This is a genomic window from Saccharopolyspora sp. NPDC003752 (assembly GCF_053605825.1).
The window spans coordinates 217709-236882 of sequence record NZ_JBSGJZ010000002.1 but is presented as its reverse complement, the minus strand read 5'-3'; the positions used below and the strand labels follow the sequence as shown (position 1 = coordinate 236882).

Genomic DNA, 19174 nt, shown 5'->3' with positions numbered 1-19174 from the left:
CCCGGAGGGAACCCGCCTTGCCGACCATCACCCGGCTGTCCGCCGCCGATTTCCGCGACTACGTGAAGGAACTGGCCGATCTCCTCGTCGACGTCGTCGACGGCGGCTTCTCACTCGGGTTCCTCGAACCCTTCGACCAGGACGCGGCCGCGGCCTGGTGGGAGACCCGGGAATCCGCGATCGCCGACGGCAGCCTGATCGTCTGGGCCGCCCACGGCCCCGACGGCATCACCGGCACCGTCAGCCTCGCGCTGGAATCCAAGCCCAACGGCCGGCACCGCGCCGAGATCGTCAAGCTCATGGTGCACCGCGACGCCCGCGGCCAGGGACTGGGCCGCGAACTCCTCGCCACCGCCGAACGGGCCGCCGCCCACGCGGGCGCCATCCTGCTGCTCCTGGACACCACCACCGGCAGTCCCGCCGAGGGGCTCTACCTCGCCGCCGGTTGGACTCGGTTCGGCATCGTGCCCGGCTACGCCGCCGACCCGGCCGGTCGTCTCGAAGACGGCAGCTTCTTCTACAAGCAGCTCGCCTGAGAAATAATGGAGTCGACTCCAATATTGCAGTCGAGTTAAGCTTGTGGCATGACCGAGGGGCTGCGGGAGCGCAAGAAGCGCCAGACACGGCAGCGGATCACCGAGGTGGCCGTGGGCCTGTTCGTCGAGCGAGGCTTTGAGCACGTCACGATCGCGGAGGTCGCCGCGGCCGCTGAGGTGTCGGCGAACACCGTCTACAACTACTTCCCGACCAAGGAAGACCTCGTCCTGCCACCGGACGAAGCGTCCCCGCAACGGCTCGCCGACATGGTGCGGCAACGCCGCGTCGGCGAGTCCGCCGCGGACGCGATCCTGCGCGAGTTGCGCGAGGAAGTGCGCCGCCGCGACCGCAAGGTGGGGTTGACCGGCGGTTTCGGCCGCGTCTTCGACATGATGCGGGCCGCGCCCACGCTCCTCGCGCGGCTTGAGTCCCTCGGTCAGCAGATGACCGACGCGCTCGCCGCCGTCCTCGCCGAGGAGACCGGGGCCGCACCGGACGACCCGCTGCCCCGGGTGATCGCCCACCAGCTGGGCTGCTTCCACTCCCTGGTGTTCGCCGAGATCGGCGAGCGCCTCGCGGCCGGCGAGCGCCCCGACGCGATCGCCGAGGCCGCGCTGGATCTGCTGACCACCATCGAGGACGTGCTCGGCGACCGCGTTCTCACCTACGCCACGCGAAAGGACCAACCGTGTTCCGAGTGACGATCCGAGGCAAGTTCGACGGGCTCAGCGAAGCCGGGCGCGCCGCCGTCCTGGCGGCCACCGACACCGCCTTCACCGAGGCGGGCACGTTCACCCACGACGACACCGTTTCGACGTTCACCTTCCGCTGCCAGGTTCCGGCGGAACGCGACGACGACGGCGAGCGGGAGGCGACCCAGCGCGCACTGGCGGCGCTGGACGCCCACGGCCACCCGTACCAGGTCCTGCGCACGGCGGTGACCGACATGCGCCAGATCAAGATCCGCCGGAAGGGCCGCAAGCCCTGATCCCGGCGATCGCTCGGGGCACCGGGAAGAGCCGCTCCGGAGGCAGCAGCCGCAATGACGGCTTGATCCACGTCATCCTGTTGAACGAGAACAGCGGGACGAACCGGTTGGCGCGCAAGGCCGGATCGGCGACGGCCGGATGTTCCATCCAGCCAACGAATATTCGGTGGCTGCGCGCGTGGCGGGCTGGGAAGATCGGCCGCATGTCGGCGAGTTCGTTCGAGGAGTTGGTGGCCGAGGCCTCGGCCGCACCGGTCGATGGGTGGGATTTCTCCTGGTTGGACGGTCGCGCGACCGAGCAGCGCCCGTCGTGGGGTTACCAGCGGCTGCTGGGCGATCGGCTGGGCGTCGCGTCGGCCGCGCTGGACGTGCAGACCGGTGGCGGCGAGGTGCTGGCCGGCGCCGGGAACTTCCCCGCCGTGATGGCCGCGACGGAGTCCTGGCCGCCGAACGTCGCCAGGGCCACCGAGCTGCTGCACCCGTTGGGCGCGGTGGTCGTGGCAGCCCGGGACGAGCCGCCGCTGCCGTTCGCGGACGCGGCGTTCGACCTGGTCACCAGCCGTCATCCGGCGACCGTGTGGTGGGCGGAGATCGCCCGGGTCCTGCGGCCCGGGGGAACGTACTTCGCCCAGCACGTCGGCCCGGAGACCGTGTTCGAGCTGGTGGAGTTCTTCCTCGGGCCGCTGTCCGAGGACATCCGCCGCAAGCGCCATCCCGACGTCGAGACGGCCGAAGCCGAGGCGGCCGGACTGGACGTCGTCGACGTGCGCCTGGAGCGGTTGCGGATGGAGTTCTTCGACGTCGGCGCCGTCATCTACTTCCTGCGCAAGGTGATCTGGACGGTTCCGGACTTCACCGTCGACCGCTACCGGGACCGGCTGCGCGAGTTGCACGAGCGGATCCAGCGAGAGGGCCCGTTCATCGCCCACTCGGCCCGGGTTCTCGTCGAGGCCCGCAAACCGGCCTGATTTTCGTCACCGTGACTCAAGATTCCCACCCGCTCTGCTGGGGAATCGTGGCCGTTCTGTCCGGTGCGGGCGAATCCGTGGTAGACGGCAGGCGGACCCGCTCCGTGGCGGGAAGGTTCGTCGGTGCTGCTGAGGCGTTCTCGGTCATTCCGGTGGTTCCTTCGCTGGTTGAGGCGATGATGTCCAGCGTGCGCCGTGGAAGCGCGTGGAGGCTTGAACGCTGAAGCACCCCTAAGAAGCAGTCTGGGGTCGTGAGCGACGTCGACGAGTACCGGTTGTTCGTCTTCCCCGTGGCCGACGGTCACGGAGACCGCCTGTTCGACTCGACCCGTGAGGATCTCGAGCTGCTGGAGACGCGCCCGTTCACCTCGGGCGTCGTGCTCCTGCGCTACGCGCTAGCCGGATCGGCAAGACCGACCAGAACAAGCCCCATTGATCATTTACGTCACCGTGACGTAAATGATCAATGGGATTGTTCGGGCGATTTCGGGGTTGTTTCGCGGGTTTCGCTGGTCGCTCCCGCGACGAGGTGGGCCGGGTCGCGGGTCAGCGACACCGCGACGTGGTCGTAGAGCTGGGTGACCGCCGCCGAGGAGTGCCCGAGCGCGTCGCGGCGGTCTTCCAGAGCCGCTCCCCTTTCCCGGGCGATGGTGTTGAAGGTGTGCCGCATCGAGTGCGGCGTGATCCGCTGCGGCATCGGCACGCCGGCTTCCGCGGCCATCGTCTGCACAAGCCGGAATACCTGGTGGCGGTTGATGCGCTCGCCGTGCCGGGTCACCACCAGGGCGCTGGTGTCGGCGTCCGGCCGCTGCGCCAAGTAAGCGTCCAGGACCGGGACCAGCGGCGCCGGGATAGGCCGGGTGCGGACCTTGCCGCCCTTCATGTGCACGGTCAGCACCCGGAGGCCGTCGCGCTGACCGAGGTCGGACAAATCGGCGTGGCACAGCTCCGAGACGCGGATACCCAGATCGATCAGCAGCATCATCACGAGCGCGACCGCCTCGGGCGCGAGGCTGCGGTGCCGGTAGTCCCGGCTGGCGGTCAGCATCTGCGCGGCCTGTCGCTCGGAGACGCTGGCGGTCGGCGAGTGCTGCCTGTCGTAACGGGGCCGCGCGGCGTCGCGAGCCGGGTTGGCGTCGATCGCACCGGCGCGCACGAGGAAGGTGTACCAGCTGGAGACGGCGGCGATCTTCCGCGCCCGGGTGCTGGCCGCGAACGCACGCCCGGTGCGCGGATTGGTCGCCGCGGCGAGCTCGGCGCCGTACATCTGCACCTCCGGGAGGCGCACGTCGAGCGGATCGAGTTCCCGGCGCGTGCACCACTCCACGTACTCGCGGAGATCCCGCGCATAGGCGGCGCGGGTAGCTCCGGAGTCCGCGAACGAGCCCAGCCACGCCGCGATCAACGCGGCCACGGTGTGGCCGGTGCGCGTGGGCGTGGCCAGGAGTTCCGTTTGCGCCTCTCGGCCGACGACTGGCGCCCGCGCTTCTCCGGTGATGCTCACCGAATCAGCTTACCGCACATAAGCGCGATTATGCGCGGTAAATCTGGCGGTGTTTCTCGAATCAAAATTCTGTTTCGTTTGGTTATTAACGTTACTGTTGATGGTGTTACGTAATACGTGCGGAGGTGCTGTCGGAGCCGGTGACCGGACCCGGTTCGGGGTGCCGTGGCCGCCGGTTAAGGTCCGGTGTTGGTTGCGGGAACCGGAGGTGCGAGTTGGCGGGGAACCGGCCGAGCGCGGAGGAGTTGGCCGCGGCGGAGGGGGCGAGGATTCCGGACGTCCTCTCCCCCGGTTTGCGGGTGCTGTTCTGCGGGATCAATCCGGGTCTGTGGTCGGGAGCCACCGGTCACCACTTCGCGCGGCCGGGCAACCGGTTCTGGCCCGCGTTGCACGCCTCGGGCTTCACGCCGCGCCTGCTGCAGCCGCACGAGCAGGGCGAGCTGCCCGGGTTGGGGCTGGGCATCACCAACTTCGTCGCGCGGGCCAGCGCCCGGGCGGCCGAGCTCACCGACGACGAGTTGCGGGCCGGCGGGCAGGTGCTGGTGGAGAAGGTGCGCCGCTTCCAGCCCGCGTGGGTGGCGGTGGTGGGGATCACCGCGTATCGGACGGCGTTCGGAGAGCGGCGGGCGACGGTCGGGCCGCAGGACCGGCGGATCGAGGGCGCGCGGGTGTGGGTGCTGCCGAATCCCAGCGGCCTCAACGCGCACTGGACCGCGGGCACGCTGGCCGCGGAGTTCCGCCAGTTGCAGCAGGTCTCGATGCCCGGCGAGCCGCCGCAACAGGATTCCGGCGCGCCGCAAGGCTGAGTGGCGCCCGAGCCGCCTCGAAAGGGCGCCTAACGAGGGCGGGACCGATGGGTTTCGCCATCGCTTGGCGGATCTTGATTACGCCGGATGGCCGCTTCGGGACTCGCTGTGATCACGCAGCGAGACATACGGAACACGGGGGTGTGCTTTATCTGTCCGTTACCGGTAGGGTCTGAGCCGCCGGTGAGGGAAGCCCCTGATCCGGTGACATTGGCCCCTTTGCCCCCCGCAGAGTCGATACGGATGACTATTCAAGACGACCTTGCTCGACCGTGGTTCCAGCCCGTGCTCCAGTCGGAAGCGCAGCAGCCGCGACTGGACTCGGGACCGCCGACTACCCGCATCGTGGGCCAGCTGCCCCTGGACGAGGTGGTCGTTCCGGCCCGCCCGGCGGCATCGCCGCCGCCCATGGCCGACGCCCCATCCCGGGTGGAGGTCACCCAGCCCTACATTCCCGCGATCCGCGACGAGCAGCCGGAGTTCGCCAAGCTGCTCAACCCCGACCCGCCGGCACCGGCCGCGGGGATGACGGGTCCGCAACCGCAGGCGTCGGTGGCGGCGCCGACCGAGCGGGTCAAGCCGGTGACATCGGCCCCGCCCGCCCCGGTGAAGAAGCGCAGCCTGGTCCGCCGGGTGGTGCGCCGTATCATCGGCCCTGATCTGCTGCGCAAGGATCCGCCGAAGAAGAAGCGGTAAGAGCAGCGCAAGGCGGTGGCCTTGGCACTGGCGCAGACCTGCATCCTGCGCTGGTGCCAAGGCCACTGTTGTTTTCCCCGCCGAAACCCCGACAGCCCGGCATGCGGAAGTGGTCCTCGACTCGCTGGCGAACCCGAACACATCCGCGGCTACAGCACCGCGGTGGGCTCGTTGCTGTCGTGGTGTCGCGATCGCGACCATGAGGACCTGGCCATCCGGGGTGGACCAAGCGACTCGCGACCCCGGATTCCGAGACCCGGCTGACGATCGACCGGCTGGTGGCGCGTCGTGAGGCCGCGATCCGGGAGAAGACGCTCTACCGGATGCTCTATGAAACCGCCGCTCGCGCCGAGGAAATCCTCGGCCTCAACATCGAGGACCCCGACCTCACGCCCTCACACGAGGCCCTGGCCGAGGTCACGAGCTTGCTGGCGCCCGGCGACAACCGCCGCTGAGCTCGGCCGGTAGCAGGCCCAGGTCGATTGCACCTGCGTGAGTAAGGATCTCTGGGGACACCGCTGCCGGATGCACTCGGCCTCCGAGGCGCCTCCCGTCGGTCCTTCGCGCCGCATTCCGCGGCTACGGGTCGGGTTCGCGTCGTGCTTGGAGGTCGCCGGAGGTGTGCAGGTCTACGCTTTCCATCGCGGTCCAGTACCGGTTGGCGTCGGCGACGGCCGTGGCCAACTCGTCGCTGAGCCTGGCCAGGTGCGTTCCGGCGATCCTGATCTTGTCGGCGGGGTCATCGCTGGTCGTGGCCTGTTCCAGCTCCTGTTCGTCGAAGCGCCCTACCTGGTCGGCCAGCACGGAGCTGAGGTGGCCGAGCTGGGCGAGCGTGCCCACGATCGCGGAGCCGAAGACATGGAGGTCATTCAAGGACGGCTGCGGGATTCTGGCCTGCTGGCTCACAGCCGCCGCCACCGCGTCGCGCCCGCGGTGCAGCGCTTCCAAAGGGTGTTCCTGCTCAGACACGGGATGCCTCCTCCGCTGCGTCCTGGCCGCGATCACCGCCAGGCCTACCGCGAGGTGCGCTGCTGTTGCGGCTCATCGCGGGTAGGCGCCGCTGCCGTGCCGGGCGGGATCGAGTCCGGCACACGCCGGCGGTGTGCTAGCCGCTGGAGGACCCCTTCCAGCTCGTGCGTTCGCGCGCGTAGTTCCGCTGTCCCCAGCGGATCGGCGGTTGTCTCGGGCTCGCCCAGATGGGCGGGACGCTTCTGCGCTGCGGCGCTCCGGCTGGCGCAGGGATCGGCTGCTGCCGGGTCCGGGTGGGGCGAGGCGTGCGCCTTCGCGTGTCGGGGGGCAAGCAGGACCAGGCCTGCGCAGTCGGCGGCGGCCATCCAGTCATCGACCGTGGCCTCCGGGCCGGTCACGCCGATCTCGTCCAGGCTGCCGATCACGCCCAGGTCGGTCTCGGCGGCACGGTCGGCGGGCACCAGCACGTTCCACCACACCTGGTGGTTGGTCACCGCCGCGGCCACGACCAGGGCCCCATGCCCGTCGTGCTGCCCCACAACCCATTCCACGGCGTCACCGGGCACGCACACGACCACCGGCACACCGCCGATCCGGCAGGCGGGGAGCGTGGCCAGCCGGGCACGCAGCCGCTGGTCAGCGAGGACCTCCATCAACACCCGGGTGGAGTGCTCGCGATCCAGCACCCACTCGTCGAGGGCCTCGCGCACCCACAGCCCGTCGCCTGCGGCGTGTTCGGTGTGCTCGACCCACCCCGACCGCCTCCCGTCGCCGACGGTGGTGGCCGCCATCAACTGCCGGGCCTGGCCCAGCGAAGGCGCGCGCACGTGCACGGGAATCTCACCGTCGCAGGTCGCATAACCACGCCACCGAACCTGGTGGTCCAGCTCGCATCGATACACCACATGCCGCGCTGCCATCGCCCCGCACCACCTTCCACTGACCTGATATCTCCCGAGACGGCGCTACATACTGTGAATCAGCGGCCTTGCAAATCTGCAGTGGCAGTTCCAGAATAAGTGAGGTAGCACTGTTGGCAAGAGGTCTACCAGCACAAACACAGGAGGTGAGGCTGTCGGTCATTTCTCCCCGCGGAGTGCCCGGGCGTCCGGCCTCCGGCTCCGCTCCCCGCACTCCGCTGCCGATCATGCGTGAGTTGACGTTGAGCGTGTGAAAGGAGTGGTGGGTGATGACGCTGGCGTTCGACCCGTTCTTCCGTGACCTCAACCGGCTTGCCACCGAGGTGTTCGGCAGCGCCCGCACACCCCAGGCCATGGCGATGGACGCCTACCGGGCCGGCGACAACTACGTGGTCGAGTTCGACCTGCCCGGCATCGACACCGAATCGCTGGAAGTCAGCGCGGAGAACAACACCCTCACCGTGCGCGCCCAGCGCCGCGGGCGGCCGAGCGGGGAGGGCGATGCCGAGATCAGCTACCTGACCGCCGAACGGCCCCGCGGCACCTTCTCCCGCCAGCTCTCGCTGGGCGGCGGCCTGGATGTGGACCACATCAGCGCCGACTACACCGACGGGGTGCTCACCGTGACCCTGCCGGTGGCGGAGAAGGCCAAGCCACGGCGCATCGAAATCGGTCACGGCGGCGGCCGCAAGGTCATCGAAGGCGCCACCCAATGACCCCCGCGCCCAGGTCCGGCTCCCTCGCGGGCCAGACCTGGGCGTATCCCGATCTCGCGAGGTGGGTATGACCGATCCTTCCCCGGCCTACAGTGCGGCCAGCGCCTTCGACGACGCCGACTACCCCGCCTACACCATGGGCCGCGCTGCCGCGATGCTCGGCGTCACCCCCGAGTTCCTCCGCAGCCTCGACGCCACCGGCCTGCTCGCACCCGACCGCTCCGCCGGCGGGCATCGCCGCTACAGCCGCACCGAACTCACTCTCGCCGCCCGTGTCCGAGAACTCCTCGACGGCCACACCATCCTCTCCGCCGCCTGCCGCATCGCCGAACTCGAACGCGACCTCGCCGCCGCCCGCACCCGCCTCACCGAACTCGAAAAAGGCCCTAGCGGTGGAGAACACCCCGACCACACGGTGTCGACACCCAAGCGGGCTGCTCAGCCTCCGACGCCGCCCGGCTGATTGCTCGGTGCGGTGCCACCCCGATCGACTCCGCTGGCGGCGAGCATTGCCATCAACTCGGCCCGGGACAGCGCCTCGGGCAACTCAGTGCCTCCCGCTGCTAACACCGCGCGCCATGGCCGTCACGATGCTGCTGGCCGCTGGGACGGCTCTTGGGTTGACGTGAGTACTCATCAGCGCCGGGTTCAGTGATCCTTCCGCACGGAGGTCGTGTCGACGTCGGCGGGACTGCCGCTGGAGCCGGTCGGCCGGAGCTCCGGAAGCGGGAGGCCAAGCTCGTCGACGAGGACGGAGTGGTTCTCGTCGGAGGCGAAGGCGTGGCGTTCTCCCCACTGGCGCAGGGCCACGATGATGGTGAACAGGTCGCGCCCGGCAGGGGTGAGCGTGTAGAGCTGCCGCCTGCCCGATGGTGCGGTCTTCCGGTCGAGGATGCCTCGCTCGACCAGCCGGCGGAGCCGGTCGGTGAGGATGTTGCGGGCGATCCCGGTGCGCTGCTGGAAGTCGGTGAACGCTCGCGCGCCGTCCATCGCGTCGCGGACGATGAGCAGGCTCCAACGGTCACCGATCAGGTCAAGCGTTCGCGCCACTGGGCAGGGCGGGTCGGTCCAGGCCACATCCTCGGCACTGATCGCGGTCTGAGTCACCGTGCCTCCCCGAAGAGTTGCTGTTTGAAACCATTCTGCCGTACCTTCGAATGAGTTGCAATTTGCTACTAATCGAAGGAGGGCGGATGGGCCCGACCATTGGCCTTGGCCGAAGGACGTTGTTCGCCGCGGTCTGCGCGGTCGCTGTCGCGAGCATCTACGTCGCCCAGCCGGTTCTCGCTCAGATCGGAACCGGCCTGAGCATTCCGGATGCCCACCTGGGGTGGATCGTCGCCGCCGGGCAGCTCGGCTATCTGGCAGGACTGGCCGTTCTCGTCCCGTTGGGCGACATGATCGACCGGCGCAAGCTCATGGCGGGGCACCTTCTGCTGACCGCGGCGGGTGCGGCGCTGGCCGCGGCAGCCACTCGGGCCTGGGTGCTACTTGCCGGGCTGGTGGTCGCCGGCCTGTTCGCGGTCGTCGTCCAGACGACGGTGGCCTACGCCGCAGCCCTGTCCACGCCCGAGGAACGCGGCCGCAACCTCGGCGTGGTGACCTCCGGTGTCGTCATCGGCATCCTCGGGGCACGCGTGGCGGCCGGAGCCCTGGCCGCGGTATGGGGTTGGCGCAGCGTGTACGTCGCGCTCGCCGTGCTCCTGGTGGCGCTGGCGTGCCTCGTCCTGAAAACCCTGCCGCCGGACATTCGTGCCGACCACACCACGTATCGACAGGTGCTCACATCGCTGGGCGGACTGTTCCGCGAGCGCTTGTTCATCTCGCGCGGGCTGATCGCGTTCTTCCTGTTCGCGTCCTTCGGCACGCTGTGGAGCGGCCTGGCGCTGCCGCTCGCGGCTGCCCCGTGGCATCTGAGCACGGCGCAGATCGGCCTGTTCGGCCTTGCCGGCCTGGTCGGCGCGCTCGGCGCCGCCCGGGCGGGACACTGGGCCGACGGCGGATTCACGAGCGCCGTCACCGGCGGAGCGCTCGTCATCCTCGCCGCCTCATGGCTGGCCATCGGGCAAGCGGCGTGGTCGCTGTGGCTCATCGTCATCGGCGTGGTCGTGCTCGATTTCGCCGTCCAAGCCGTGCACGTGAGCAACCAGCACCTGCTCACCATGACCCACCCGAACCGCACCAGCAGCGTCGTCGGCGGCTACATGATCTTCTACTCCCTCGGCTCCGCCCTCGGCGCCACCACGACGACCACCGTGTTCGCCGGCGCCGGATGGGCCGGCTCCAGCATCCTCGGCGCAGCCTTCGCGGCCTGCGCTCTCGTGGTCTGGGTATCCAGCCGTCGCGTGGCGACCGAACCGCGCCTGCCCCTGAACGACCCGCAGAAAGCGAGCCGGTCCTGACGCTTTGGCCGAACCCGGTGACTACGGACGCTCCGCGATTTACATAACGAACGTTGCGTGAAATCTTGGGGCTCGGTACGGTGCCTCCATCGGCCAGCGCGCACGCCGGGACTCCTGACCGGCACGAATGACGTTGCGGTGCTTGGTGGCCGGATCCCGGACCGTCCGCATTGGACCACCGATTCGAACCACATCAGCCGAGAGCGCGCGGGAGGAACTCGAGTTGGTCGCCACGGGATACGCGGAAATGAAGTACGGAGAGGTCACCGTGCTCATCGGCGCGCAGCGGGGTGCCTACCCGTTCGGCAACTCGCTGGTGGTGCGCGGCAGCGACGCCGCGCTGGTCGTCGATCCGTCGTTGTCGTTGGTCGAAGCGGCGCCACCCGCAGACGTGGTCCTCGTGAGTCACGCGCACGAGGACCACGTCGCCGGTCTCGGGAACTACGACGTGCCGGTCCACATCCACGAGGCGGACATCGACGGGCTGCGATCTCGCGAGGTGATGGTCGCCGGGTTCGGGCTCCCTCCCGACGCCATCGACGATGCCGACCGGAAGCTGCGGGATCTTTTCCACGTGCGGGGTCGTCCGGACGCGCTGGAGTTCACCGACGGAGCAGTGTTCGATCTGGGTGGGCGCACTGTGACGGTGGTGCACCTTCCCGGCCACACGGCAGGTCATTGCGGTTTCCTGGTCGAGCCGGACGGATTCCTGTTCGTGGCGGATGTCGATCTGACGTCGTTCGGTCCTTACTACGGCGACGTCGGCAGCAGTCTCGTGGACTTCGAGGAGTCCATGCGCCGATGCCGGGAGATCGATGCTCGCTGGTACGGCACGTCGCATCAGAAGGGTGTGATCGAGGGCGCCGACGAGTTCCGCAGGCGGCTCGATGCCTTCGCCGGTGTGGTGGAAAAACGGGACGCGGTGCTACTGGGGCTGCTCGGTGAACCGCGGACCGTCGCGGAGATCGTCGAGCACAGGCTGGTCTACCGGCCGCATGTGGAAGGCGCGCACGTGGATCCGGTCGAGCGGAGGACGGCGATGCGACACCTGGACCGCTTGATCGGCAAGGGACTGGTCGCGGAAGTCGAGCAAGGCCGGTTCCGTGCGACGTAACGCTCGACTCCACAGATCACCCACGGACGTTTCGCTCCCGCAGTCGTGCCCGTTCACCGTTGGCACACCGCGGTTTGTCGTATTAGTTGGGGATGACCGGCACGTACAGGTGTGAGGCGTGGTCGCCGCCGAGGTGGATGGTGGCACCGTGTCCGCTCTTGCGGTCGTCCGGGTCGTTGTGGGCGAGCAGTCCCATGTTGTCGTCGTCGGCTTGGACGCGCAGTTGGAGGCGTTGGCCGGGTTCGAGTGTGATGGAGGTGGGCCAGATCTCCACTTCGAGCAGGGTTGGCACGCCGGGTTCGAGGGGCTGGATCTCGTCGTGGCTGTGCCACGGGCGGTGCGGAAGGGTGCGTTCGGGGTCGAGTTTGCGGTGGGAGGCGCGCAGCCAGCCGATGCCCATCGGCACCGGTGTGGCTGCCCCGCCTGGACCGACCGCGGGGATGCGCTGACCCTCGGCGTCGTACTGTTCGAGTTGTACGAAGACGTCCAGGTCGTCAGCGATGTGCGAGACCCACAGCCGCAGGGCGAGCGGGCCGGTGAGTTCCAGCCGTTCGGTGGCGGTGAAGTCGAAGGTGGCCGGGTACGGCGTCCGGTCCTCGGTCGGCGGGTGCCAACTGAGTTCCTTCTGCCCCAGGTAGAGCCGGCGCCATTGGGTGCGGGGCAGCGGCCAGTCCTGTTCGTCGCGCCATTCGACGTCGTGGCCGCGGCGGATCGCGAGCCGGACAGGTGGGATGCCATCCATCGCGGTCTGGTCATCACCGAGGAAGCGTTGCAGGAATCGCAACTGGAGGTCCTTGGCCCAGTCCGCGTAGTAGGGATCGATGTGGGAGCCGACGTGGACGACGAGCCATTTGTGCTCGGAGGCGGCGTCGAGCCACCCTTCGATGTTGCCGCGCAGGTGCAGGTGGATCGAGCCCCAGTTGCCCGCCGACAGGACGGGCACCCGCACTTGGGCGAGGTCGACGGTTCGCTCGCGGTACCAGTCGTCGAGCAGCTCGTGCGACCTGAGGTCGTCGGGCATACTGGCGTGATCGTCGCCGCCCAGCTGCGGGATGATCTGCCGCTGCCACCAACTCTCGGTGGCGTTGGTGTAGATGCCGCCCTGGCGGCCCCAGTCGCGGTAGAAGTCGGTGCAGCCTTCCCAGGCGACGACCGCGGCCAGGTGCGGCGGCTGGAGCGCGGCGACGTGCCAGCCCATCATCGCGTACCAGGAGATGCCGCTGCTGGCGATCTTGCCGGTCGACCACGGCTGCACGCCGCACCATTCGATGACGTCGTAGAAGTCTTCGGCGTCCTTGCGGCTGAAGACGTCGAGGCGACCGGCGGACTTGCCGGTGCCGCGCGCGTCGGCGCGGACGACGGCGTACCCGCGTTCGGTCCACCACTCCGGGTTCGGCGTCTCCCACACCATGTGGTCGCCCTGGTCGACCAGCTCGTACATGGGATAGCGCTCCGGCCAATGCACGTCCTTGCCATAGGGGCTCATCGAAGCGATCACGGGCACCGGTCGCTCACCATCGGGCCGGAACACGTCGATGACGATCGGTGTGCCGTCTCTGGTCGGGACCGTCACGTCGCGGTCGATTCGCATGGGCATTCCCCTCTTGTTGCGCGCCTCCGCTGGGCGACTCACGTTCAACTGATCACGCCCCCGTTCGCGGGAGTCGCGTTGTCGCACCACCGCCGCCTGGACGAGGAGTTCGCGGGTTACGAGCCCGGGGCGGGGGCGATCAAGGCGAGGGCGGCGTCCACGAGCGCCCGGACCCGGCTGGGGGTGAACCTCTGGGGTTCGAAGGGGTGCATCATCATCCAGCCGTCGCCCATGGCGGCGAGTTGGTCGGTGAGCAGGTCCGCGGGAATGTCGTCGCGGATGGTGCCCCGTTCCTGCCCGGCCTCGATGATCGTGGTGTGCACCGCGCGGTAGCGGGCGTAGCGCTGCTCGATGACGGCGGCGAGGGCCGGTTCGTAGCGCGCGTGGGCGAGCAGTTGGGACATCACCGGCCAGAACTCGGGATCGCCGGTGGTCAGGGCCAGCCACCGATGGAAGAGCGCTTCGATGTCGCCCTGGTCGCGGATGGCTTCCAGCATCGCGTCGTAGGTGTCGAACCGGCTTTCGGCCAGCGCGGTGACCAGTTCTTCCTTGTTCGCGAAGTAATAGGTCACGGCCCCGGTTGTGCACCCCGCGCGTTGGGCCACCTTGCGCAGCGACGCGTTGGCGTAGCCCTCCCGCGCGATCACCGAGGTCGCCGCCTTCAGCAGCTCCGCCCGCTTCGCGGCGTGGTCCCCGGTCGGGCGGCCACGCTGCACGGCCGGCTCGGTCCCGCCATCGCCACCCGGCAGCCGGGCCTTCGTGTTCGGCACCCCGCCGATTCTGCCACACAATTTACATAACGACTGTTGCGTGAAATCTTGCCCGGCGGCATGAAGACCGTTGGCGCAAGCCTGGCCGACATCGTCGAACCAACCGCGTTCCACGCCGGTCCCCGAAGTGACACCACGGCATTCATCCAGGTCAGGACGAGGGCATCCCCGGCTGGTAGTCGTCGTGGACCGCGGCCGGAGGCCGGCGGATCCGCGGACTCCGCTCCGCGGACTCCGCATGCCGTCGACATGGGCTGCGCCCAGGGCGATCCGGGTGCAGCCCGACGACTTCCGCTCGAAGGTGTCCTGCGGCCGGGGTTGCGGCGTTGATGTGGTTTCCTCGGGCTGCGGCGCGGCTGTCGTGCACCCCAGTTTTGCATGATCATACGTCGCAATGCATACTCTCTTCCATGTCCAAGGTTCTCACCTCCCTGCCCACCGGCGAGCGCGTCGGCATCGCCTTCTCCGGGGGCCTCGACACCTCTGTCGCGGTCGCGTGGATGCGCGACAAGGGTGCCGTCCCGTGCACCTACACCGCCGACATCGGCCAGTACGACGAGCCCGACATCGCCTCGGTGCCCGGTCGTGCGCTGACCTACGGTGCCGAGCTCGCGCGCCTGGTCGACTGCCGCGCGGCGCTGGTCGAGGAGGGCTTGGCCGCGCTCACCTGCGGTGCGTTCCACATCCGCTCCGCCGGGCGCCCGTACTTCAACACCACGCCGCTGGGCCGGGCCGTCACGGGAACCCTGCTGGTCCGGGCGATGCTCGAGGACGACGTGCAGATCTGGGGCGACGGCTCGACCTACAAGGGCAACGACATCGAGCGGTTCTACCGGTACGGCCTGCTGGCCAACCCGCAGCTGCGCATCTACAAGCCGTGGCTGGACGCGGACTTCGTGTCCGAGCTCGGCGGCCGCAAGGAGATGTCGGAGTGGCTGCTGGCGCACGACCTGCCCTACCGGGACAGCGCCGAGAAGGCCTACTCGACCGACGCCAACATCTGGGGCGCGACCCACGAGGCCAAGACGCTGGAGCACCTCGACACCGGCATCGAGACCGTGGACCCGATCATGGGCGTGCGGTTCTGGGATCCGGAGGTCGAGGTCGCCACCGAGGACGTGACGATCGGCTTCGAGCAGGGCCGCCCGGTGACGATCAACGGCAAGAAGTTCGCCACCGCGGTCGACCTGGTGATCGAGGCGAACGCGATCGGTGGCCGGCACGGCCTGGGCATGTCGGACCAGATCGAGAACCGGGTGATCGAGGCCAAGAGCCGCGGCATCTACGAGGCGCCGGGGATGGCGTTGCTGCACGCCGCGTACGAGCGGCTGGTCAACGCGATCCACAACGAGGACACCCTGGCGTACTACCACAACGAGGGCCGGCGGCTGGGCCGGCTGATGTACGAGGGCCGGTGGCTGGACCCGCAGGCGCTGATGGTGCGGGAGTCGCTGCAGCGCTGGGTCGGCACGGCGATCACCGGCGAGGTGACGCTGCGGCTGCGGCGCGGTGAGGACTACTCGATCCTGGACACCACCGGTCCGGCGTTCAGCTACCACCCGGACAAGCTGTCGATGGAGCGCACCGAGGACTCGGCGTTCGGCCCGGTGGACCGGATCGGCCAGCTCACGATGCGCAACCTCGACATCGCGGACTCGCGCGCCAAGCTGGAGCAGTACGCGGGCATCGGCATGGTCGGCACCGGTCACCCGGCGCTCATCGGTGCCGCGCAGGCGGCGTCGACGGGGCTGATCGGGGCGATGCCGCAGGGTGGTGCCGAGGCGATCGCCTCCCGCGGCCGGGACTCCGAGGAGGGCCAGACCCTCGACCGGGCCGCGATGGAGTACGGCACGGACTGATCCACGCTCTTGTGGGCCGGGTGGGACGTCCCACCCGGCCCACAACGGCTTTTCACCGCGTCGGGACGGACAGGTCGGCGTCGGGCACCAAGATCGACCGCTGGTAGCCGCTCCCTTCGCTGACGACCGCGCAGAACGCGGTGTGGTGGCCGCCTTCCCACGCAGTTCGGTCCGGCGCGACGGCTCCCAGGGAGTCGTCCGGTGAGACCGCGCTCATGTCCACGTTCCGCTCTGCGATCGGGCCGCACCGCGCGTCGATTTGGTTCTGGAACGCATCCCATCCGGGCCATGGGCCGTCGCCTGCGGTGTAGGCGCCGATGGTCTGCGCATCGTGCGGCTGGGTGCACGACTTGAGCTCGACGGTGAGGAACCGGTCGGCCTCGCCCGGCCATGTGAAGCAGTCACCGGGTTTCATCGTGCACATGGTGGCAGTGCCTGCGGGTGGGTTCTCGCAGTCGGCGAGCGTGGCCGCAGGTTCAGGGACGTACGTCGCATCCAGGACGGCGTAGGTCCAGATTCCGCTCCACAGCACGGAGAACAGCAGGCCGGACAGCGCCATCACCACTGCGGTGGTCTTGCTTCCTGCCGGGCCCCCGGTGATCGCTGTCCCGGGCGGGCTGGTCTGGCGCGGGCCGCGGTTGACGCGTAGCAGCACCAGGACCGCGGTGATGATGCCCGGCACGATCAGCAGCGGCACCAGGCTGAACGCGCCCAGCAGCAGCGTGAGCAGCGCCATGCGCGCGGTGCTGCGGTCGATCTCGCCTTGGTCGGAGTGCGTCTCGGTAGGGTGTTGCGGCGATGTGCTGCGGCTGGTCTGCCACGCGGTGATCTGCGTGATGATGACGACGATCAGCACGCCCGCCGCCAAGTTGAGCATCGTGGACAGGGTGGACAGGTTCGCGGCTTCCTGCAGTCCCTGCTCGGTGATCTCCTCCAAGGACGATCGCAGGAGGATCTGACCGATGAGCGTGACGGCCACGAACAGCACCCACCAGGCGGTGATCAGGCCGCCGGGGACCTGCCGCCGGGGCGCGCTGGCCCGCCAGATGTCCGACACGACCTGGTGCGGGAACCACAGGTTGACCACCGGGCCGAACCAGCCGCCGATCACCCAGCCCCGGGACCGGCGGTGCGCGGCGCGGCCACCCAGCACTTCGGCGTTGATCCGCGCCCGCCACAGCCAGATCAGGAACACCACACCGGCCGCGATGTACACCAGCAGCGCCGGAATCGACACCAGTGCGGTGAAGACATCGGCCGCTTCGAGGTCCGCGGTCGTCGCGTTCCCGGCCAGGTAGTCGCGAACGACCAGGTGGGTGTGCCAGGCGGATACCGAATCCAGCACGTCGCACCCGAGCACCAAGGCGATCAGCGCTTTCGCGGCGGTGGCCACGCCGGTCACCGGCCGGCACCGCTGCTCGCCGACGTCCGTCGGCGTGCCCTGCACCGCACCGTCCATGTTTCCCCCAGGGATTCGTGAAACCGCCGGATTCCTTGGTGTCCCGGCATTTCCGGGTTTTCGGGATCTCTCGGCCGAAGGGGCGCTAACCGGCGCCGGCGAGCTCCAGTGCCCTCACGAGCAGCGCCAGGGCGGCGATCAGCAGGAGGCCCTTGCCCAACGCCGCCAGCATGCCGATGTTCACCCGCAGCACCATCGCCGGTTTGCGGTCGCCCACCGATGCCCGAGCGGCCTTCATCGCGCGGGCCGCACTCCGCGCGGGCACGCTCAACACCAGGAACCCCAGTGCCCGCTTGACCGCGCGGATCGTGCGATGCGCGAGCGCGTTCAGGGGGCCGGGCGTGGGTTCAACCGGGAACACGTGGGGATTCCACTCGGGGTCGAACGCGACGACGGCTGAGATCCAGTGGTCGCCGGCGGCCACTTCGTTCAGCCGGGTCGGTGTCGGCAGGTGCTCGTCCAGCCGTTCGGCCACGGCCGCCGGGTCACTCGGCGTCAGCAGCAGCAGTTTGCGCGCGGGTTGGGTGGCGCGGGCCTGCTCGACTTCCCACCACAACCCCTCCCCCGTGCCCAAGCGCAGCACGATCAGTTGCGACAGGTCCATGAGCCGGAGGACTTCGGGTTGCCAGTCGTCGTGCGGCAGGTAGCACCGCGCCGCTCCCAGGCGCGGCAGTGGTTCCCCGGGCTTGCCCACTGCGATCACGGGGCCGAAGGCGGTCAACGCGCTCACGAGCTGCTCCTCCCAGGAATGGATGTTGAGGGGAACCGCGTCGTCGACCTGCGCGGCGGTGTCGTCATCGGCGAAGCTGCGCAGGTAGAGCACGGGCCGGCGGCCGTCGGCCAACAGGGCCTGGGTCGCGCCGCGCGCCGCGCGTGGCCGGGAGTAGCGCAGCGTCAGGAATCCGGCCCACAGGACGAACAGGCCGCCGAGCACGAAGAGCCCCTGGATTCCCAGCGTGAGCAGGCCGCCGAGCATGGAGTGCGCGGGCACGCCCAGCGTCGGCCGGTGGCCCCGTTCCAGGGTGGACACCCCGATGGCTCCCGCCGCGAACAGCCCATACCCGGCCGCACTGACGGCGAGGAACACCGGCCGCCGCCACCACGGCTGGTGTGGGACGAACGGACGGATCGCTTCGACGACCTCGAAGGCGGCGGCCCGGCGCCGATGCCGGAGCCACAGCGACGGCACGGCGAGCGCTCCTGCGGCCACCGCCCACCACAGCACCGCCGTGCCCGACGAACTGAGGTCCTGGTCGAGTTCTTCCTGATCCTGCAGGGTTCCCGCGGCCAGCTTGCCAGCCTGTTCGCGGGCGGCGGGGAATCTGCCGTGCTCGGCGTGGTCGGTGGCCGCAGCGATCGTCGAGCGGCTGGCGGTCAGCGGGGCATTGCGCTCGAACCACGCGTTGAGTTCGAGGATTTCCGCACGTGCGGCCTCGTCGCCGCCGGCGTAACGGTCGAGCGCGGCAGCGAAGGCAGCGGCTTGGGCCTGGGCGTCGTGGAAGCGGTCGCGGGTGCGCAGGTCCAGGCCCGCGGTGATCGCCAGGTGCAGGGCGACGTAGGTCGTGACGACCGCCAGCGCCGTGACCGGCCAAGCGGCCCGCAAGCCAAAGGACACCTCAGCTCACCTGCTCATCTAGCCGGAGTACCGCCGTCAGCGCAGATCGCATCAGTGGTACCACGCCGGTTCGCGGGCGATGGGCGCCTTTCCTGTTGCTGCCACGGAATGGACGAGCCGTTCGCTGAAGTCCAGGCGTCGGACTGCTCGCGCACCTGGGGCGCGGTCAGGTGATGCGCGCCTTCACCAGGAACGAGCCCGTCATCCAGCACGCGGCGACCGAGACCGGCGGTGCACTGGAACGGTGGGCAGCGCTGACC

General features: G+C 69.3%; 21 protein-coding genes. 12 read left to right on the top strand and 9 right to left on the bottom strand.

What is annotated here, in order from left to right:
* The first annotated feature begins 17 nt into the window (after positions 1-17).
* The 3 genes from ACWEV3_RS03990 to ACWEV3_RS03980 are packed head-to-tail and all read left to right on the top strand — an operon-like array spanning position 18 to position 1525.
* Positions 18-536, top strand: coding sequence for a GNAT family N-acetyltransferase (locus ACWEV3_RS03990; RefSeq protein ID WP_452612443.1), 519 nt, complete (start codon positions 18-20; stop codon positions 534-536).
* A 48-nt stretch (positions 537-584) separates the two neighbouring features.
* The gene (locus ACWEV3_RS03985) at positions 585-1238 is read left to right on the top strand and encodes a TetR/AcrR family transcriptional regulator (protein WP_452612442.1); all 654 of its coding nucleotides are present in this window, start codon (positions 585-587) and stop codon (positions 1236-1238) included.
* Positions 1235-1525, top strand: a complete 291-nt coding sequence (locus tag ACWEV3_RS03980; protein WP_452612441.1) for a DUF6204 family protein — start codon at positions 1235-1237, stop codon at positions 1523-1525. Before ACWEV3_RS03985 ends, ACWEV3_RS03980 begins: the two co-directional genes overlap by 4 nt.
* On the opposite strand, the gene ACWEV3_RS03975 is transcribed toward ACWEV3_RS03980, so the two are convergent.
* On the bottom strand, positions 1494-1673 hold the full coding sequence (locus tag ACWEV3_RS03975; protein WP_452612440.1) for a DUF4291 family protein: 180 nt from the start codon (positions 1671-1673) through the stop codon (positions 1494-1496). The genes ACWEV3_RS03980 and ACWEV3_RS03975 overlap by 32 nt on opposite strands.
* 55 nt (positions 1674-1728) lie before the next feature.
* Here ACWEV3_RS03975 and ACWEV3_RS03970 point away from each other — a divergent pair, with 55 nt between their 5' ends.
* Complete coding sequence (locus ACWEV3_RS03970; protein WP_452612439.1) at positions 1729-2493, top strand: class I SAM-dependent methyltransferase; 765 nt, start codon at positions 1729-1731, stop codon at positions 2491-2493.
* Between the two features lie 463 nt (positions 2494-2956).
* Here the strand turns inward: ACWEV3_RS03970 and ACWEV3_RS03965 are convergent, their stop codons facing one another.
* Positions 2957-3997 carry a tyrosine-type recombinase/integrase gene (locus tag ACWEV3_RS03965; RefSeq protein WP_452612438.1) on the bottom strand — a complete coding sequence of 347 codons (1041 nt, stop codon included), beginning with the start codon at positions 3995-3997 and terminating at the stop codon, positions 2957-2959.
* Positions 3998-4212: 215 nt separating this feature from the next.
* Between ACWEV3_RS03965 and mug the strand changes: the two genes are divergently transcribed.
* From mug to ACWEV3_RS03950, 3 genes are all read left to right on the top strand, one after another.
* Positions 4213-4803, top strand: a complete 591-nt coding sequence (gene mug, locus ACWEV3_RS03960) for a G/U mismatch-specific DNA glycosylase (RefSeq protein WP_452612437.1) — start codon at positions 4213-4215, stop codon at positions 4801-4803.
* A gap of 243 nt (positions 4804-5046) precedes the next feature.
* Positions 5047-5499 (top strand): hypothetical protein, encoded by a 453-nt coding sequence (locus ACWEV3_RS03955; RefSeq protein ID WP_452612436.1) that lies wholly within the window; start codon positions 5047-5049, stop codon positions 5497-5499.
* 278 nt (positions 5500-5777) lie between these two features.
* Positions 5778-5954 (top strand): hypothetical protein, encoded by a 177-nt coding sequence (locus tag ACWEV3_RS03950; RefSeq protein ID WP_452612435.1) that lies wholly within the window; start codon positions 5778-5780, stop codon positions 5952-5954.
* A gap of 124 nt (positions 5955-6078) precedes the next feature.
* Here the strand turns inward: ACWEV3_RS03950 and ACWEV3_RS03945 are convergent, their stop codons facing one another.
* Together ACWEV3_RS03945 and ACWEV3_RS03940 are read right to left on the bottom strand one after the other, a co-directional pair.
* The gene (locus ACWEV3_RS03945; protein ID WP_452612434.1) at positions 6079-6468 is read right to left on the bottom strand and encodes a hypothetical protein; all 390 of its coding nucleotides are present in this window, start codon (positions 6466-6468) and stop codon (positions 6079-6081) included.
* Positions 6469-6512: 44 nt separating this feature from the next.
* A complete protein-coding gene (locus ACWEV3_RS03940) occupies positions 6513-7388 on the bottom strand; it encodes a hypothetical protein (protein WP_452612433.1) in 876 nt (291 codons plus the stop codon).
* Between the two features lie 269 nt (positions 7389-7657).
* Here ACWEV3_RS03940 and ACWEV3_RS03935 point away from each other — a divergent pair, with 269 nt between their 5' ends.
* A complete protein-coding gene (locus tag ACWEV3_RS03935) occupies positions 7658-8104 on the top strand; it encodes an Hsp20/alpha crystallin family protein (RefSeq protein ID WP_452612432.1) in 447 nt (148 codons plus the stop codon).
* A gap of 67 nt (positions 8105-8171) precedes the next feature.
* Positions 8172-8567: a MerR family transcriptional regulator gene (locus ACWEV3_RS03930; protein WP_452612431.1), complete on the top strand. Its 396-nt coding sequence runs from the start codon at positions 8172-8174 to the stop codon at positions 8565-8567.
* A gap of 185 nt (positions 8568-8752) precedes the next feature.
* Here ACWEV3_RS03930 and ACWEV3_RS03925 read toward each other — a convergent pair whose 3' ends face one another.
* On the bottom strand, positions 8753-9211 hold the full coding sequence (locus tag ACWEV3_RS03925) for a winged helix-turn-helix transcriptional regulator (protein ID WP_452612430.1): 459 nt from the start codon (positions 9209-9211) through the stop codon (positions 8753-8755).
* Positions 9212-9297: 86 nt separating this feature from the next.
* Here ACWEV3_RS03925 and ACWEV3_RS03920 point away from each other — a divergent pair, with 86 nt between their 5' ends.
* A complete protein-coding gene (locus tag ACWEV3_RS03920; RefSeq protein WP_452612429.1) occupies positions 9298-10506 on the top strand; it encodes an MFS transporter in 1209 nt (402 codons plus the stop codon).
* A 247-nt stretch (positions 10507-10753) separates the two neighbouring features.
* Positions 10754-11620, top strand: coding sequence for an MBL fold metallo-hydrolase (locus ACWEV3_RS03915; RefSeq protein WP_452612428.1), 867 nt, complete (start codon positions 10754-10756; stop codon positions 11618-11620).
* An 82-nt stretch (positions 11621-11702) separates the two neighbouring features.
* Here ACWEV3_RS03915 and ACWEV3_RS03910 read toward each other — a convergent pair whose 3' ends face one another.
* Positions 11703-13211: a CocE/NonD family hydrolase gene (locus tag ACWEV3_RS03910; RefSeq protein ID WP_452612427.1), complete on the bottom strand. Its 1509-nt coding sequence runs from the start codon at positions 13209-13211 to the stop codon at positions 11703-11705.
* Positions 13212-13327: 116 nt separating this feature from the next.
* Positions 13328-13981 carry a TetR/AcrR family transcriptional regulator gene (locus ACWEV3_RS03905; RefSeq protein ID WP_452612426.1) on the bottom strand — a complete coding sequence of 218 codons (654 nt, stop codon included), beginning with the start codon at positions 13979-13981 and terminating at the stop codon, positions 13328-13330.
* Positions 13982-14391: 410 nt separating this feature from the next.
* Between ACWEV3_RS03905 and argG the strand changes: the two genes are divergently transcribed.
* Entirely contained in the window at positions 14392-15840 is a 1449-nt protein-coding gene (argG, locus tag ACWEV3_RS03900) for an argininosuccinate synthase (RefSeq protein ID WP_132494926.1), read from the top strand.
* A gap of 52 nt (positions 15841-15892) precedes the next feature.
* Here argG and ACWEV3_RS03895 read toward each other — a convergent pair whose 3' ends face one another.
* Positions 15893-17299, bottom strand: coding sequence for a DUF4328 domain-containing protein (locus ACWEV3_RS03895; RefSeq protein ID WP_452612425.1), 1407 nt, complete (start codon positions 17297-17299; stop codon positions 15893-15895).
* A gap of 85 nt (positions 17300-17384) precedes the next feature.
* Positions 17385-18914 carry a hypothetical protein gene (locus tag ACWEV3_RS03890; protein WP_452612424.1) on the bottom strand — a complete coding sequence of 510 codons (1530 nt, stop codon included), beginning with the start codon at positions 18912-18914 and terminating at the stop codon, positions 17385-17387.
* Positions 18915-19174: the final 260 nt, after the last annotated feature.

What these genes read in the sequence shown, in the direction of transcription:
- ACWEV3_RS03975 (WP_452612440.1), bottom strand. Translation starts at nt 1,673, where the DNA reads ATGGAACATCCGGCCGTCGCCGATCCGGCCTTGCGCGCCAACCGGTTC.
- ACWEV3_RS03970 (WP_452612439.1), top strand. Translation starts at nt 1,729, where the DNA reads ATGTCGGCGAGTTCGTTCGAGGAGTTGGTGGCCGAGGCCTCGGCCGCA.
- ACWEV3_RS03895 (WP_452612425.1), bottom strand. Translation starts at nt 17,299, where the DNA reads ATGGACGGTGCGGTGCAGGGCACGCCGACGGACGTCGGCGAGCAGCGG.
- ACWEV3_RS03985 (WP_452612442.1), top strand. Translation starts at nt 585, where the DNA reads ATGACCGAGGGGCTGCGGGAGCGCAAGAAGCGCCAGACACGGCAGCGG.
- ACWEV3_RS03920 (WP_452612429.1), top strand. Translation starts at nt 9,298, where the DNA reads ATGGGCCCGACCATTGGCCTTGGCCGAAGGACGTTGTTCGCCGCGGTC.
- ACWEV3_RS03935 (WP_452612432.1), top strand. Translation starts at nt 7,658, where the DNA reads ATGACGCTGGCGTTCGACCCGTTCTTCCGTGACCTCAACCGGCTTGCC.
- ACWEV3_RS03930 (WP_452612431.1), top strand. Translation starts at nt 8,172, where the DNA reads ATGACCGATCCTTCCCCGGCCTACAGTGCGGCCAGCGCCTTCGACGAC.
- ACWEV3_RS03955 (WP_452612436.1), top strand. Translation starts at nt 5,047, where the DNA reads ATGACTATTCAAGACGACCTTGCTCGACCGTGGTTCCAGCCCGTGCTC.
- argG (WP_132494926.1), top strand. Translation starts at nt 14,392, where the DNA reads ATGTCCAAGGTTCTCACCTCCCTGCCCACCGGCGAGCGCGTCGGCATC.
- ACWEV3_RS03910 (WP_452612427.1), bottom strand. Translation starts at nt 13,211, where the DNA reads ATGCGAATCGACCGCGACGTGACGGTCCCGACCAGAGACGGCACACCG.
- ACWEV3_RS03940 (WP_452612433.1), bottom strand. Translation starts at nt 7,388, where the DNA reads ATGGCAGCGCGGCATGTGGTGTATCGATGCGAGCTGGACCACCAGGTT.
- ACWEV3_RS03915 (WP_452612428.1), top strand. Translation starts at nt 10,754, where the DNA reads ATGAAGTACGGAGAGGTCACCGTGCTCATCGGCGCGCAGCGGGGTGCC.